This is a genomic window from Bartonella acomydis (assembly GCF_039543025.1).
GTDB lineage: Bacteria > Pseudomonadota > Alphaproteobacteria > Rhizobiales > Rhizobiaceae > Bartonella > Bartonella acomydis.
The window spans coordinates 113633-130286 of record NZ_BAABIY010000020.1 but is presented as its reverse complement, the minus strand read 5'-3'; the positions used below and the strand labels follow the sequence as shown (position 1 = coordinate 130286).

The following is a 16654-nucleotide window of genomic DNA, read 5'->3' as shown; positions in this document are numbered from 1 at the left end:
TTTGTGAAAGCTATCCTGATGTTAATGAGGTAGTATTTGTAAATATCTGAAAAAAGCTGAAAGAGTGCAAATGCACAGTCGTAAAATCAAGGATACAAACAGTAAATTCCATCCTGTTATAGTTATTCAGTATACAGATTTAGAGAGAGTCGTGCATTCTACTATGTTATTTGCCTTGTAACTTTTGAAAGATAACTTTACGATGAATTGTTCGCATTCAGCTTAAATAATACTCTCTGTTAAGGATTTTTTTAATTTATTGAACAGGTTATATCATTTTTCAAAACTTTTTTGATACATCATTCAAAATGGTATTAGAATCATGCTTTTTATGCATATGGTTAAGGGATTTTGAGTGATACTATTAAAAAAACTTTTATGTTTTCTTTGTGTAGAGACATCTTAGTGTTTTGTTATCGCATTGATGATAGTATTAACATTATGTTCCATCATATCGAGATAAGTTGCAGCAGGGCCATTTTCATTTGACAATGCATCAGAATACAATGTCCCACCAATTTTAAAGCCTGTTTCGTTTGCAATCTGTTTTATAAGACGCGGATTAGAGATATTTTCAACGAACAGCGCGGCTGCTTTATTGGTTTTAATTTGTTTGATAAGTTTGGCCACATCGGCTGGTGTTGCTTCAGCTTCTGTTGAAGTACTTTGAGGTGCAAGTATAGTAAAGCCGTATTCTTGAGCAAAATATCCAAAGGCATCATGAGATGTGATAATAGTACGTTGATTTTTTGGGATAGTGGCAATTTTTGTTTTAAGTTTTTCTTGCGTTACCTTAAGCTTTTGAAGGTAAGTTTCAGCATTTTGGTTGTAGCTTATACAGGATTGTTGATCAATTTTACAAAAAGCAGCAGCGATATTTTTGATATAAATTTCAACATTCGGGATAGTTTGCCAAGCATGTGGATCGATATTATTGTTGTGGTGATGTTGTTGGGCATTTTGTTCTTGAGTTTTAGTTTCAAGAGGGGGGATGTTGGCGCTTGCTTCGATAAGAGGTGCTTTTGTATCGCTTGCTGTGATGAGGCGATCAATAAAACCCTCTAAATGAAGTCCGTTGATGAAAATAATTTGCGCATTTCTAAGAGCTTGGACATCATGGGGCGTTGGTTCATAAGTATGAGTATTTGTATTGGGTCCGACAAAAGTCGTCATAGAAATATGGTCACCTCCTACATTTTTTACTAAATCTGCAAGAATAGAGAAGCTCACGACAACTCTAATCTTATCCTGCTTATATGCAGTCGCAGAAAGTGGAAAAAGGGTGAGCAATAAGAGTGCTCCAAGCAGAATAAAGCGCTGAATAAGTTTAGACATATTATTTCCTAAAACTAGGGAAGGTCGTATAAAAGAAGTGAGGAAACCATGCTACAATGAAGCCGCGTGGACTTATGAAACAGGAAAAAAGATAAATACATCCTGCGACAATAATGATAGCGGGACCGGAAGGAAGTGATAGATGAAAAGAAAGCAATAGACCACATATGCTAACAATGATTCCCAAAAAGGTGGAAAGTATACAAATAGGACCAAGACGCGAAAGCCAAAAACGTGCTGTAATAGCTGGAATCATCATAATACCAACAGAAAGGAGTGTTCCTAGTGATTGAAAACCGCCAACCAGATTCAAGACGACAAGTCCCAGCAATAATATATGAACATATTTGCTCAATGGAGAAAGTGATTTAAAAAAGAGTGGATCAAAGCTTTCTAGTACAAGTGCGCGCCAGAAAATGAAAAGACTGCATATTGTGATGAGCGTGATAGTGGTGATGAGTAAAAGGGCTTGTGTATCAAGGGCAAGTACCGAACCAAATAAGAGATGAAGTAGTTCAGTGGTTGAGTTTTTCAGAGAAACAATAATAACACCTGCTGCAAGCGCAATGAGATAAAAGACTGTCATTGATGCGTCTTCTTTTTGAAAGCTATTTCGTGAAATGAGGGCTGTTGCCAAAGCAACAATGATGCCAGCTAAAATGCCACCAAGTGTCATAGATAATAGCGAAAATCCATGAATCAGAAAAGCAGTTGCAACACCAGGAAGGATGGCATGGGATATAGCATCTCCTGTGAGACTCATTCCGCGTAGCATCAAAAAGACACCAACAGGACAGGCGCTGATGGACAGAAGGATTGCACCGATGAGAGCATTCTGCATAAAGTGGAAGTCAATAAAAGGGGCAAGAAAAAATGCGTACACGTATTATAACCTAATAGAATGAGAAACATTGAGGGGAAAGTGTTTTTTGAGTGCGTTGGTATGCAAAGAGCTGGATGGAAATGGTAGGATAATATGATGAATATTATCATGGAAGAAAAGAGCTGTTTCTCCATAATGGGCTTTTTGTTGATGAATGTGAATCATTTGGGGAAAACATTTTTGCACGATGAGGGGATCATGGAGTGCTGTAAGAACGGTTCGTCCTTGTTGTTGCCAATGTATCATCAAAGCAAGAAGATCCTTTTGGGTATTACGATCGACGCCATTAAAAGGTTCATCGAGCAAGATAATCTCGGCATCTTGTACAATAATACGAGCGAAGAGAGCGCGTTGTAATTGACCGCTTGAGAGTGTGTTAAGGGGGCGGCTGGCAAGTTCCGTAAGTCCTACCATTTCAAGTGCATTCTGAATTTTAGAAGAATAGGGGCGCTGTTTTTTCCACAAACCACAAAAAGACCACAGTCCTGTTTTGACAAGCGCTTTCACATCAATTGGAAATGTTTGATCTATATCACATTGTTGAGCAAGATAAGCAGTTCGGCTTTTTTTCGGCTTTATGATTTTACCTTTAAGTGGTTTGATTAAGCCAGCAATGGTTTTCAGCAGTGTAGATTTTCCCGCACCATTATCACCGGTTATTGCCACCAATGAACCAGTCTTTAATTGCGCTGAAAAGCTCTTTATTGCTATTCTATTTCCATACCCTAATGTTGCACTGTCAAAATGCAGTTTCATAGTTTATACCATCTTTCATATTTACCTCGTGAACATATGTAATAATATAACGCTTGTCAATAAAACGTTATATTATTACATATGTTTTGAGTGTTGATAATTTTAGTGGGAAGATCGTGGAAAATTCAAAATAATGATTGAATTCACCTTGACGAAAGAGAGAGTGTGTATACTATATATAGTATCAAAATGATTGGTGATTCTAAATAAGCACAAGTGAGGGTAGAGTGTGTTTCGTTTGGTTTCTAAGTTATTTCCATAATGTAATTGTAAAGAGTTTATTAACCAAGGGTAAAGCAGTGTTCCTGTTGAGCTACCTCTTTTGGAAGAGTTTCCTTTCATTTTTGTAAGTTGGTTTTTGTCATGAAAGAGTAAAGCTTAGCTATTAAAAAATGTGGAGTGAGGCTTTATCTTTTTAGACCACAGGAGGGAATTGTAATGCAAACAAAAGATTATTTTATAACTGGGGGATGTCATTTAAGTTGTAGAATGATCACTTAATTCTCATCATAATTTTTAAGTTATTTGATGGGGATTTCTATTATTTTTGGGAAGCTATGTGTTTATCTAAATAGAGTATAGCTGTGTGTTTGCGTACGATTTCTACTTTTTGTTATCCTTGAGTATCTATAAAGTTATCAGAATGAGCCCTTTGAGGGGTAATTTTTAAAAAAATTGAAAGTTGAAGAAAATGTCAGTCACTATTTACAGCAAACCATCTTGCGTCCAATGTGATGCTACGCGCCGTGCCTTTGATGCTAAAGGGATTAACTATCGTATTGTAGATATTTCCCGCGATGAACAGGCATATATTTTTGTTCAATCTTTGGGATATCGTCAGGTTCCTGTCGTTGTTTGTGGTGAAAGTCATTGGTCTGGTTTTAGACCAGATATGATTAGTGGTCTTTGTGTTTAATGGGCCTTATTGTTTATTATTCGAGTGCAACGGGTAATACTGAATATTTTGTTTTGCAGCTTGCTCAACGACTCTTCAAAATTGATAAAAAAAAACCGTCTGTGTTAGTTGGTGAACCTTATGTGTTGGTTGTTCCTACCTATGCAGATGGTGAAGGAAGGGGAGCTGTGCCGAAGGCAGTGATTCATTTTCTTAATGAGGCAGAGAACCGCAAATTTATTCGTGGTGTCATTGGTGGTGGGAATCGTAATTTTGGTCGCTATTATAATTTAGCAAGCAAGATCATTTCTGAAAAATGTTGTGTGCCTTGCCTTTATCGTTTTGAGTTACGTGGAACTGATGAAGACGTTATTTGTGTAAAAAAGGGATTGGAAAGATTTTGGAAACAATTGGGATAGAACAGTCGCAGAAATCAGGTCAGATCACAGATTATCATGCATTGAATGCTATGCTTAATCTTTATGATGAAAATGGTCATATTCAGTTTGATATGGATCGGCTTGCTGCACGGCAATATTTTCTTCAGCATGTTAACCAAAATACGGTTTTTTTTCATAATTTGAAAGAAAAAATAGATTATTTGATAGAGGAAGGTTATTACGAGAAGTCTTTATTTGAACTTTATGATTTTTCTTTTATTAAAAAGCTTTTTAAGCGAGCTTATACATTTAAGTTTCGTTTTCCTACTTTTTTAGGAGCATTTAAGTATTATACGAGCTATACACTGAAGACTTTTGATGGGAAGCGCTATCTTGAGCGTTATGAAGACCGTGTCTGCCTTGTTGCTTTATATTTAGCACAAGGGAATAAAGCTCTTGCTGAGATTTTTGTGGATGAAATTATTACAGGTCGGTTTCAACCTGCAACCCCGACATTTTTAAATGCGGGAAAAAAGCAGCGTGGCGAATTGGTATCATGTTTTTTGTTGCGTGTTGAAGATAATATGGAATCGATAGGTCGTTCGGTCAATTCAGCTTTACAGCTTTCGAAACGGGGTGGAGGTGTAGCGCTTTGTTTGACAAATTTGCGGGAAACGGGAGCTCCAATTAAGCAAATAGAAAACCAGTCTTCAGGTGTATTACCTGTAATGAAACTCTTAGAGGATTCTTTTTCTTATGCCAATCAACTTGGTGCACGGCAAGGGGCTGGTGCTGTTTATTTACATGCACATCATCTAGATATTATGAAGTTTTTAGATACGAAGCGCGAGAATGCTGATGAGAAAGTGAGAATTAAAACCCTTTCACTTGGTGTTGTGATTCCTGATATTACTTTTGAGCTCGCACGTAATAATGAGGATATGTATTTGTTCTCATCTTATGATATTGAGCGTGTGATAGGAAAGCCCTTTAGCGATATTTCTTTGACAGAGCATTATCGATCTTTTGTTGATGATGCAAGAATTCGTAAAAAGAAAATAAATGCACGTGTTTTTTTCCAAACTTTAGCAGAAATTCAATTTGAATCAGGTTATCCCTATATTTTATTTGAGGATACCGCAAACAGAGCTAATCCGATAGCTGGACGTATAAGCATGAGCAATTTATGTTCAGAAGTTTTGCAAGTCAATGAGGCGAGCGAATTAGAAACGGATTTGACTTATCGCGCTGTTGGAAGTGATATATCTTGTAATCTTGGTTCAATGAATATTGCAAAAGCAATGGAAAGTCCTGATTTTGGTAAGACAGTGGAGGCTGCTGTTCGTGCTCTTACTGCTGTTTCTGATATGAGTGATATTGCCTGTGTGCCGTCAATTGCGAAAGGCAATGCTGAAAGTCATGCGATTGGTTTGGGACAGATGAATTTGCATGGTTTTTTAGCGCGTGAGCAGATCTATTATGGATCTCCAGAAGCAATTGATTTTACCAATATCTATTTTTATACTGTAACCTATCACGCTATACGTGCTTCTAATTTAATTGCACGCGAGCGTCAGGAAACTTTTGTAGGATTTGAACAGTCAGCTTATGCAGATGGTCGTTTTTTTACCAAATATATTGAGGAAGAATGGAAGCCACAATTTCCACTGGTAAAAGAGCTATTTGCACGTAGTAATATTATCATACCATCTCAAAAAGATTGGCAGGAACTTAAGGATTTAGTTGTTGAGTATGGACTTTATAACCGCAATCTGCAAGCAGTTCCTCCCACTGGGTCTATTTCCTATATTAATAATGCAACATCTTCTATTCACCCAATTGCTTCAAAAATTGAAATTCGCAAAGAGGGAAAAATTGGGCGCGTTTATTATCCTGCTCCTTACATGGATAATACGAATTTGAGTTTTTATCAGGATGCTTATGAGATTGGTCCTGAAAAAATTATTGATACCTATGCTGCTGCTACACAGCATGTTGATCAAGGTCTTTCATTAACATTATTTTTTCCTGATACCGCTACCACACGTGATATTAATCGTGCCCAAATTTATGCTTGGAAAAAGGGTATAAAGAGTATTTATTATATACGATTGCGGCAAGTAGCGTTGAGTGGCACAGAAGTGGATGGCTGTGTTTCGTGCAGTCTATAGGAGATAACTCATATGACAAAGATTACAACCAAAAATCCTGTTGTTTGCGCTGTCAATTGGAATAGATTGCATGATGAGAAAGATTTGGAAGTATGGAATCGTTTAACTGGAAATTTTTGGTTGCCTGAAAAGGTTCCGCTTTCTAATGATATTCCTTCATGGTCAAGTTTGACAGAGGAAGAACGCAAGCTAACGATTCGTGTTTTTACTGGATTAACTCTTCTAGATACCATTCAAAACACCGTGGGTGCCATTTCATTACTTGCTGATGCAATCACAGAGCATGAAGAGGCAGTTTTGACGAATATTGCCTTCATGGAAGCGGTTCATGCACGTTCTTATTCCTCTATTTTTTCAACTCTTTGTTCGACGATAGAGGTTGATGATGCATTTAGGTGGTCGGAAGAAAATATTCATTTGCAGAAAAAAGCTAAATTAGTCCTTGAACGTTATGAAGGAAATGATCCACTAAAGAAAAAAATTGCCTCGACTTTGCTAGAAAGTTTTTTATTCTATTCTGGTTTTTATTTGCCTATGTATTGGGCCAGTCGTGCTAAATTGACCAATACAGCTGATCTTATTCGGCTTATCATTCGTGATGAAGCTGTACATGGTTACTATATTGGTTATAAATTTCAATTGGGATATGCAAAACTTGATGATGCCAAAAAGCAGGAAGTGAAAGATTTTGCTTTTAACTTGCTCTTTGATCTTTATAATATTGAATGCAAATATACTCAAGATCTTTATGATACACTTGGATTGACAGAAGATGTTAAGATTTTTCTTCACTATAATGCAAACAAGGCTTTGATGAATTTAGGTTTTGAAGCTCTTTTCCCTCCTGAAGTTTGCCGTGTTAATCCGGCTATTCTAGCTGCTTTATCACCAAATTCTGATGAGAATCATGACTTTTTTTCAGGCGCTGGTTCTTCCTATGTCATTGGTAAGGCAGTTGCGACCACGGATGATGATTGGGCATTTTAAGGCTTGCGTACAAAGAGAAGGGCACGGGGTATACTATTTAAGTCTTTGCGCATTTCTACACACTTAAAACCGTTTTTTTCAAACAAGTTACAGACTTCTTTTTCTTGAGAGTAACCGATTTCGACAGCGATAGAGCCTTTTTCTTTTAAGTAGTTTTCTGCTTGATGGGCAAGTTTTCGATAAAAATCAAGGCCATCTTTTCCACCAATCAGTGCGCGCAATGGATCATAGAGCCGGACTTCTTTAGCAAGATTTGGAATATCTTTTTCTGGAATATAGGGTGGATTGGAAATAATAAGATCAAATTGACCAGTGACAGAAGTAAACCAATCACTCAGAAGAGGTGTAAAACGATTGATAACGCCTGCATTTTCTGCATTTTTTGTTGCTATTTTAAGGGCATCTTCAGAAATATCAACAGCCACCGCGTGTGATATAGGAATTTGTTTAAGGAGCGTAATAGCAAGAACACCACTGCCTGTTCCCATATCAAGTAGTGTTATTTTTTCTGATTTTTCAGTATGTTTTTTCAGCAGCGGGAGAACGAGATCCACCAATGTTTCTGTATCAGGACGTGGTTCTAATGTTTCTTGAGAGAGTGTGAAAGAAATACCATAAAATTCTCTCGCTCCTATAATACGATAAACAGGTTCGCCAGCAACACGTCGTTGTATGAGTTGTTCTAATTGTGTCATGTGTGCAAAAGAGAGGCACATATCTGGTCGGAGAATTCTATCAAAGGAATTTATACCTGTTACCCATTCGACCAGTATTTTTGCCTCAAGCTTGGCTTCAGAAATTCCTTTTCTGTGCAATTTTTCTTGAGTTTTTTGGATAACATTGTTGAGAGAGTATTTGTTCATTCATTATTATCCATTTCCATCAGAAGTGCTGTTTGATTGTCAGAGATGAGTGCATGAATGATTTCATCAAGCTCGCCTTCTAGGATACGGTCAAGTTTATACAGAGTGAGATTAATACGGTGATCCGTGACTCGTCCTTGTGGAAAATTATAGGTTCGAATACGCTCTGAGCGATCACCAGAGCCGACTTGATTTTTACGAGAAGCTGAACGCTCATTTTCTGCTTTCTGTCGTTCAATATCAAACAAGCGTGCACGTAAAATTTGCAGCGCCCGTGCACGGTTTTGGTGTTGTGATTTTTCTGCTTGTACAACCATAATTCCCGTTGGAATATGCGTGATACGAACAGCTGAGTCTGTTGTATTGACATGCTGTCCTCCTGCACCAGAGGCACGCATGGTATCGATGCGAATATCCTCTGGGCGAATTTCAATATCAATTTCTTCAGCCTCTGGAAGGACAGCAACCGTAGCAGCAGAGGTATGGATACGCCCACCGGTTTCTGTTTCAGGGATACGTTGTACACGATGAACACCTGATTCAAATTTCAGTTTAGAAAAGACACCTTTTCCTGAAATGCTGGCAATAATTTCTTTATATCCACCAACTTCTCCCTCATTAAGTGAAACAACTTCTACTTTCCAGTTATGAGAAGCGGCATAACGTTCATACATGCGAAAGAGATCACCAGCAAAAAGTGCGGCTTCTGATCCACCTGTTCCTGCTCGAATTTCTACAATGGCACTTTTTTCATCAGCAACATCTTTAGGTAAAAGAAGAATCTGGAGTTCTTTCTCAAGTTGTTGCATTTTCTGACATAATAACGGGAGTTCCTCTTGAGCAAGATGACGCATCTCTGCATCTGTTAGTTTATCACTGATGATTGTTTCCAGCTCTGTGATTTCTCCGTAAAGAGCATTTAATGTCCGTATAGAGGCAACAATTGGCTGTAGTTCTGCATATTCAGAAGCTAATTTTACATATGTTTCAGCATCTAGATTTTGAGCCATTTGGCTCTCAATGATTTCAAAACGCTTTTCAAGCCGTTTTATGCGATCTTTTGGTAAAGAAACCATAATGATATTGACCTAATTTATTATAATTTTTATGATACGAGCAATTGATGAGTTTATAGCATCAGATAAAATGGGGTAATAGAGCAGAAAAATGTTCTTGCCAATGGAAACGATAACTTTTTCAGGTAAACTTATAGAAAATATGCTTTTTATAAGGCGTTTTTTGACGACATATACAAGATCAGCTACTTAAGAGTTATTTTTTTTCCATAAAGCTCAAGGCGATGATGGATAATATCATAGCCAAGGGATTTAGCAATTTCTTCTTGCAACTTTTCAATGATATCAGAATGAAACTCGATAACTTGTCCTGTTTCCACATCAATAAGGTGATCGTGGTGTTGCCCATCTGCTTGTTCGAAACGAGAGGGCCCACCACTAAAGCTATGACGATGAATTGTTCCATTTCCTTCTAATGTTTTCATTGTTCTATAAACAGTAGAAAGCGAAATACTCGAATCTATTTTGTGAGCACACTGAAAAATTTCAAATGCATTCGGATGATCTTTTGTTTCAGCTAAAATATCAAGAATAATGCGTCTTTGACGTGTTACTCTTAAACCTGCAGTGCGTAATTCCTGTTCATAATTTCGTTTTTTATTCATCTTCTCATTGTTTTTTCAAACGAAGGCACCGTGGCAATGTTTATATTTTTTTTCTGAACCACAGGGGCAACGCTCGTTTCGTCCAACTTTTCCCCATGTGGTTACATCGTTAGGATCACGGTCTTTTGGGTTAACAATTCTATTTTCTTGTGTTCGTGCCCACAGGGTAGAAGTATTTTTTTCTCCTTGATCATGGAAGATAGAGTTATCAGCATCTACCTGTTCAGGCATGAGAGGCTCTGTGGGTTGTTGAATGATTTCAAAACGCATAAGCTTAGAAGTTACAATTCTGCGTAAATTTCTCAGCATGCTTTGAAAAAGTTCAAAGGACTCTGTTTTATATTCGTTAAGTGGATCTCTTTGGGCATAGCCACGAAAACCAACCACAGAACGCAAATGGTCTAAACTGACAAGATGTTCACGCCATAGCGTGTCAATAGTTTCAAGTAATATGGCCTTATGAAAATAAGCCATAACTTCTGGAGTATAGCGTTCAGTACGTTCGTTTTCAAGTTTTGTAACAGCATCTGATACGCGTTCTAAAATTTGTTCTTCGGCAATTCCATCTTCCTTTGCCCATGTCTCGATTGGAAGCTCAAGATTGAAGAGTTGGCGAATTTCCTCTTGTAGAGCTTTCACATCCCACTTTTCAGAATATGTTCCAGAAGGGATGTAGTTTTCCACAAGATCTTCAACCACTTCATTGCGCATTTCAAGGATCATTTCTGTTAAATCATCCGCATTCATGACTTCCATACGCTGTTCGAAAATAACCTTACGCTGATCATTCATGACATCATCGTATTTTAACAAATTTTTACGGATTTCAAAATTTCGTGCTTCGACTTTTTTTTGCGCTTTTTCAAGAGCTTTATTAATCCATGGATGGGTAATCGCTTCATTTTCTTTTAATCCAAGCTTCTTCAACATACCATCCATACGATTAGAACCAAAGATACGCATGAGATCATCTTGAAGAGAAAGAAAGAATTTTGAGCGACCAGGATCACCTTGACGACCAGAACGGCCACGCAGTTGATTGTCAATGCGACGACTTTCATGACGTTCAGTAGCGATGACGTAAAGACCACCAGCAGCCAGTGCTTTTTCTTTAAGCTGCTTGACATCTTTTTTTATTTCTTCAATTTTTGCAGTTCGCTCTTCTCCATCTAGCATATCCTGTAATTCTTGTTTGATACGCATCTCAATATTCCCACCAAGTTGTATATCAGTACCACGTCCAGCCATGTTTGTTGCGATGGTGAGAGCTCCAGGAACCCCTGCTTGTGCAATAATATAGGCTTCTTGTTCGTGATAGCGGGCATTTAAAACTCTAAAATCAGTAATGCCTTCTTTTCGTAAACGTTCTGCTAATTGTTCTGACTTTTCAATAGATGTTGTTCCAACAAGAATAGGTTGCCCTTTTTCGTGTGCTTGACGGATATCACATACAATAGCACGATATTTTTCTTCTGCTGTTCGATAGATTTCATCATCTTCATCAAGACGCTGGATGGGCAAGTTTGTGGGGATTTCTACAACCTCAAGACCATAAATATTACTGAATTCTTCGGCTTCTGTTGTAGCAGTTCCAGTCATCCCAGACAGTTTTCGATACATACGGAAATAATTTTGGAAAGTGATAGAAGCGAGTGTCTGATTTTCTGGTTGGATAGCAACATGTTCTTTAGCTTCTAGAGCTTGATGAAGTCCTTCAGAATAACGCCGACCAGGCATCATACGACCTGTAAATTCGTCAATGATAACAATTTCACCATTGCGTACAATGTAATCCTTATCACGGACAAACAGTTTATGGGCTTTAAGTGCGTTATTGACATGATGGACGATAGCAACATTTTCTATGTCATAAAGACTTTCACCTTTAAGATAGCCAGCTTGTTCGAGCATTTTTTCAATTTTTTCGGTACCAATTTCAGTAAAGGTTGTCGTTTTTTGTTTTTCGTCTATTTCATAGTCTTCAGGAGATAAGTCAGGAATAAATGTATCAATAAGGTTGTAGAAATCAGTACGATCTTCTAGAGGGCCAGAAATGATGAGAGGGGTACGTGCTTCATCAATGAGAATCGAATCAACTTCATCAACAATTGCATAATGATGTCCCCGTTGAACCATTTGATTACGATCAAATGCCATATTATCGCGCAGGTAATCAAAGCCTAATTCATTATTTGTTGCGTAAGTGATGTCACATGCATAAGCTGCTCGGCGGGCATCATTATCAAGTTCATGCAGAATCACACCTGTTGTTAATCCTAAAAAACTGAAGATTTTTCCCATTGTTTCAGCATCACGACTAGCAAGATAATCATTTACTGTTACAACATGAACACCTTTTCCTTCCAATGCATTGAGGTAAATTGGCAAAGTTGCCATTAATGTTTTACCTTCACCAGTGCGCATTTCAGCAATACCACAGTCATGAAGCACCATTCCACCAATCAGCTGTACATCAAAAAGGCGCATATCATAAACACGTTTTGCTGCTTCACGAACTGTTGCAAAAGCTTCTGGTAGGAGCACCTCAGCGGTTTCACCTGTAGCAAGACGTTTGCGAAACTCATCCGTTTTTTGGCAGAGCTGCGTATCACTTAATTTCACGAATTGTTCTTCTAAAGCATTAATTTGTATAACTTTTTGGCGAAGAACCTTGAGACGTCTCTCATGAGCTGAACCAAAAAATTTACGTGCAAAGACACCTAAATTGACCATCTCTGGTCCTTTCTTTTAATTGTTGCCACTATGATGAGGTAATTCATATGCTCTCCTCATATTTTGTATCCTTCAAGGTGTTTAATATAATTAGAAGCAAGTGATACCATTATACTTGTGGATGTGCAATTTTTCACTTTGATTGTAGAGTAGAGATAAGAGACGAAGTGCATCGTGTCAACTTTGGGTATGCTATTCAGCAGACATAATACAAAGTAATTTAAGATACAATATGTCATTTTTTCTATTATCATATTTCCTATAAACATTAGATAGGGTGAAATAAACGGAGATAAAAGGACAAATTTATGCTTTTTAAAATAAAATTACTGATTTATTTATCTCTGTTTAGAGATTAAACTGTTACAGTCAAAGAAAATAAGAATCTTGAACCTGCCTTCATTTTTAAGGAGTATATTTATGAAATTTAACTTTATCACGCTGTTTTTGACATCAGCCTTATTAACAAGTACGAGTTTAGGAGTGATAGCTCAAGAAAGTTTGAATTCATCGTCAAATGATTTAAAGACTTTGGAGAAAGCTTCGGAAAAGGCAGTTTCTCCTTCTCATGTTATGGCCGTTATTGATGGTAAGGATATTACCGCAGGGCAATTGGATGAGTTAGCACTTGAAATAAACCCTAATTTAGTACGTTTTCCTGATGAACAACGCCGTATAATGGTTTTAAAAGCTTACCTAGATATGCAAGCACTTTCTAAAGCAGCAAAGGGTAAGGGCATAGATAAGACGGAGGCTTATGATAAGCGTATGGCAGTTATGCGCGATAATGTTCTCCAACAGCTTTATTTTAAACAGACAATTGTTGATCAGATTTCAGATAATGATTTGGAAGCCCTTTACAAAAAGGAAGTTGCTGCTTTCCCCAAAGAGGATGAGATTAAAGCGCGTCATATTTTGGTAAAAACGAAAAAAGAAGCAGAAGCTATCATTAAACGTTTAAATAAAGGGGAAAATTTTGAAGAGATTGCAAAAAAGACTTCAACAGATGGTTCCGCTGCTGTGGGAGGGGACCTTGGCTATTTTAGTCATGGTCAAATGGTTAAGCCTTTTGAAGATGCTGCGTTTGGCTTGAAAGTTGGCGAATATACGAAAAATCCCGTTGAAAGTCCTTTTGGTTGGCATATTATCAAAGTAGAAGATCGTCGTTTGAAACAACCTCCTGCATTTGACGATGTTAAAGAGATGTTGCGTACACAGCTAATAAAAGAGCACTATCAGAAACTGATTGTTGATTTGCGTAGCAAAATGGATGTGAAATATCCTGATCCTAATGTTATAAAACTCATGCAATCTCTTAATCAAAACGGAACACCGCTTTCGGATGGAACACCAGACGGAGAAGATACAGAATAGCAAAGAAGAAAAGGTAGATAATATTTGGGCTAGGTGATTTGAGAAATGCGTTTTGTTCAAAAAGCCTAGCAGTTATTTTATGAAAAATTATTACTCTGCAATCATTTTATTTGTTTTTATGGAAAGCATAGTGTGGTTTTAAAAATATCTCCTTTATCTCCGCAAAACATACAGGAGCTTCCGCCTCTATCTGGTGTACGGATAGCGACAGCTGAAGCTGGGATTAAATATAAAGGTCGTACAGATCTTCTTTTCATCATCTTTGATAAACCAGCAAGTGTTGCAGGTGTTTTTACTCGTTCGAAATGTCCGTCTGCTCCTGTGGAACATTGTCGGATATCGCTTCCTCATGGAGTTGCGAGGGGAGTTGTGGTTAATTCTGGGAATGCAAATGCTTTTACAGGACGTAAAGGAAGAGATACAACCAATGAAATCATATGCGCAGCGGCGAGTGCTTTGAAGGTGAGAGAAAATGAAATTTTTATAGCTTCTACAGGTGTTATTGGTGAGCCAATGGATTCATCGTCTATTGTAAGTCTTTTACCAAATATGCTAGAAACAGCAGAAGAGGGGCATTGGTTAGAGGCTGCAAAAGCCATTATGACGACTGATACGTTTCCAAAACTTGCTACGCGTAGATTTGACTACGGGGGAGAGATTGTTACCATTAATGGGATTGCAAAGGGTGCTGGTATGATCGCACCAGATATGGCAACGATGCTTTCTTTTGTTGTAAGCGATGCAGGAATTTCTTCGGATATACTTCAATTAATGTTATCAGAAGCGGTTCAGAGCTCTTTCAATTCGATTACTGTCGATAGTGATACTTCAACATCAGACACACTCATGATATTTGCGATAGGAAAAGAAAAATTTTCTCCCCTTACACAGAAAGCTGATCCACGTTATGAGATATTTTCAAAGCATTTGCGTGCGCTTTTGCATGAGCTTGCACTACAAATTGTTTGTGATGGAGAAGGCGCACGCCATTTAATTGAAGTGAATGTGATTGGTGCAACAACAGACGATGCTGCAAAAACGATTGCTCTATCAATTGCAAATTCACCTCTTGTAAAAACCGCTATTGCTGGTGAAGATGCTAACTGGGGACGAGTAGTAATGGCAGTTGGCAAGGCAGGTGTTGAAGTAGATCGTGATCTGTTGACGATTTGGTTTGGGGAATATCGCTTAGCTGTCAATGGTGAACGAGATCCTGAATATTGCGAAAAAACAATAGCCGCTTATATGCGAGGTAAGCACATCACAATTCGTGTTGATGTGGGTTTGGGCGTTGGTACGGCGACAGTTTGGTCTTGCGATTTGACGAAAGAATACGTTACGATTAATGGGGATTACAGAAGTTAATGGATACATCATAAATTTGACATCAGGCAACTGTATATTTAGGGAGAGTAGGGAGCATTTTAGCGCTTTCATTTCGAAGTAGAGGGTAATACAAAAGAGATGTTTATCTTTATCCTTATCCTTTTTGGAGGGTGGTATGTGTACAAAAAGTTCACTTCTTCTTGTTGTTGCGTGTGCATTACTAGATAAAGATAATTGTGTTTTGCTTACAGAACGTCCTCAAGGAAAATCACTAGCTGGTTTATGGGAGTTTCCTGGTGGAAAGGTTGAACAAGGTGAAACTCCAGAAGCGTCATTAATTCGTGAATTAGAAGAAGAGCTTGGTATTCATGTTCAGGCAGATAATTTACAGCCCTTAACATTTGCAAGCCATAGCTACGACACATTTCATCTCCTAATGCCATTGTATCTTTGTTGCCATTATGAAGGTGTGGCTCAAGGGCGAGAAGGACAAAATTTAAAATGGGTTTTTATTGGTGATCTTGAGAAATATCCTATGCCTGATGCTGATAAGCCATTGGTGAAGCTTCTAAAAAATTTTCTTCTTAAATAAATCCTTGAAAAAACAATATCCTTTACAAATAAAGGATATCTTTTTTAATTCAGTTTTGAGCTGTTCAAAAATAGACACAGCAATATTCTTTAAATAATGGAGATAACACAATGCTTCGTATTTTTATTTATTGCATTCTTTGAATATAGGATCATACTTATTATACAACATAGAGCGCCATAATGTGTGCTCATTTTGAAAAAAATATTTTTGAGTGCATTTCACGACTATGTTTGTGAAGAAGATAATATAAAATTCATTGGGTCGTACTATTTTTATCTTTATGAAGGTGCAAGCTGACATCATTATATTACTTACATGTCCACCTTGCTTATATAACTGACAAGTGAATGATTTTGATTGATGTATATGAGAAAGCAATACAATCAGCACAAAGATATGAGGATATCTATTATAAAAATATTAGATTTCATGAAAGAACGAGAGAAAAAACATAAGGTGCCGTAAAGCCTCCATAGCTTTTAAAAGCTATGGAGTTGAATAAGAAAAAAATGGTAATTCCTAATAATAATTTTAATCTTTTAGATTAATCATTTTATGTTTTTCTGATTTAAGTTGCATAAAGCGCATTTTCATGAAAACTTCAATAAATGGGGCGGTGAATTATCACAATCTCCCCAATACGTGAATTGCATATAGATTTTTAAGACTTCAGAT

Annotated in this window: 13 protein-coding genes and 1 pseudogene; 7 read left to right on the top strand and 7 right to left on the bottom strand. The window is 37.4% G+C overall.

Annotated elements, in window-relative coordinates:
- Positions 1–402 precede the first annotated feature (402 nt).
- The 3 genes from ABD909_RS04865 to ABD909_RS04855 are packed head-to-tail and all read right to left on the bottom strand — an operon-like array spanning position 403 to position 2974.
- Positions 403–1335 carry a metal ABC transporter solute-binding protein, Zn/Mn family gene (locus tag ABD909_RS04865; RefSeq protein WP_345096841.1) on the bottom strand — a complete coding sequence of 311 codons (933 nt, stop codon included), beginning with the start codon at positions 1333–1335 and terminating at the stop codon, positions 403–405.
- Between the two features lies 1 nt (position 1336).
- Complete coding sequence (locus ABD909_RS04860; RefSeq protein WP_345096840.1) at positions 1337–2218, bottom strand: metal ABC transporter permease; 882 nt, start codon at positions 2216–2218, stop codon at positions 1337–1339.
- 3 nt (positions 2219–2221) lie between these two features.
- The gene (locus ABD909_RS04855; protein ID WP_345096839.1) at positions 2222–2974 is read right to left on the bottom strand and encodes an ABC transporter ATP-binding protein; all 753 of its coding nucleotides are present in this window, start codon (positions 2972–2974) and stop codon (positions 2222–2224) included.
- 691 nt (positions 2975–3665) lie between these two features.
- Here ABD909_RS04855 and nrdH point away from each other — a divergent pair.
- Genes nrdH through nrdF form a run of 4 tightly spaced genes read left to right on the top strand, consistent with a single transcriptional unit; the run spans position 3666 to position 7407 of the window.
- Complete coding sequence (gene nrdH / locus ABD909_RS04850) at positions 3666–3890, top strand: glutaredoxin-like protein NrdH (RefSeq protein WP_345096838.1); 225 nt, start codon at positions 3666–3668, stop codon at positions 3888–3890.
- Entirely contained in the window at positions 3890–4288 is a 399-nt protein-coding gene (gene nrdI / locus ABD909_RS04845) for a class Ib ribonucleoside-diphosphate reductase assembly flavoprotein NrdI (RefSeq protein WP_345096837.1), read from the top strand. Before nrdH ends, nrdI begins: the two co-directional genes overlap by 1 nt.
- Complete coding sequence (gene nrdE / locus ABD909_RS04840) at positions 4270–6420, top strand: class 1b ribonucleoside-diphosphate reductase subunit alpha (RefSeq protein WP_345096836.1); 2151 nt, start codon at positions 4270–4272, stop codon at positions 6418–6420. The genes nrdI and nrdE overlap by 19 nt, the downstream gene beginning before the upstream one ends.
- Before the next feature lie 12 nt (positions 6421–6432).
- On the top strand, positions 6433–7407 hold the full coding sequence (nrdF, locus tag ABD909_RS04835; RefSeq protein ID WP_345096835.1) for a class 1b ribonucleoside-diphosphate reductase subunit beta: 975 nt from the start codon (positions 6433–6435) through the stop codon (positions 7405–7407).
- Here nrdF and prmC read toward each other — a convergent pair.
- The 4 genes and pseudogenes from prmC to secA all read right to left on the bottom strand — a co-directional run bounded on the left by prmC (position 7404) and on the right by secA (position 12684).
- Complete coding sequence (prmC, locus tag ABD909_RS04830; RefSeq protein WP_345096834.1) at positions 7404–8270, bottom strand: peptide chain release factor N(5)-glutamine methyltransferase; 867 nt, start codon at positions 8268–8270, stop codon at positions 7404–7406. The genes nrdF and prmC overlap by 4 nt on opposite strands.
- Positions 8267–9346, bottom strand: a complete 1080-nt coding sequence (prfA, locus tag ABD909_RS04825; RefSeq protein WP_345096833.1) for a peptide chain release factor 1 — start codon at positions 9344–9346, stop codon at positions 8267–8269. Before prfA ends, prmC begins: the two co-directional genes overlap by 4 nt.
- Before the next feature lie 185 nt (positions 9347–9531).
- Positions 9532–10013 (bottom strand): annotated as a pseudogene (locus tag ABD909_RS04820) (Fur family transcriptional regulator).
- Entirely contained in the window at positions 9967–12684 is a 2718-nt protein-coding gene (secA, locus tag ABD909_RS04815) for a preprotein translocase subunit SecA (RefSeq protein ID WP_345096832.1), read from the bottom strand. The pseudogene ABD909_RS04820 and the gene secA overlap by 47 nt, the downstream one beginning before the upstream one ends.
- Before the next feature lie 420 nt (positions 12685–13104).
- Here secA and ABD909_RS04810 point away from each other — a divergent pair, with 420 nt between their 5' ends.
- From ABD909_RS04810 to ABD909_RS04800, 3 genes are all read left to right on the top strand, one after another.
- Positions 13105–14058 (top strand): peptidylprolyl isomerase, encoded by a 954-nt coding sequence (locus ABD909_RS04810; protein ID WP_345096830.1) that lies wholly within the window; start codon positions 13105–13107, stop codon positions 14056–14058.
- A gap of 132 nt (positions 14059–14190) precedes the next feature.
- Positions 14191–15423 carry a bifunctional glutamate N-acetyltransferase/amino-acid acetyltransferase ArgJ gene (gene argJ / locus ABD909_RS04805; protein WP_345096829.1) on the top strand — a complete coding sequence of 411 codons (1233 nt, stop codon included), beginning with the start codon at positions 14191–14193 and terminating at the stop codon, positions 15421–15423.
- Between the two features lie 136 nt (positions 15424–15559).
- The gene (locus tag ABD909_RS04800; RefSeq protein ID WP_345096828.1) at positions 15560–15976 is read left to right on the top strand and encodes a (deoxy)nucleoside triphosphate pyrophosphohydrolase; all 417 of its coding nucleotides are present in this window, start codon (positions 15560–15562) and stop codon (positions 15974–15976) included.
- Positions 15977–16654 lie beyond the last annotated feature (678 nt).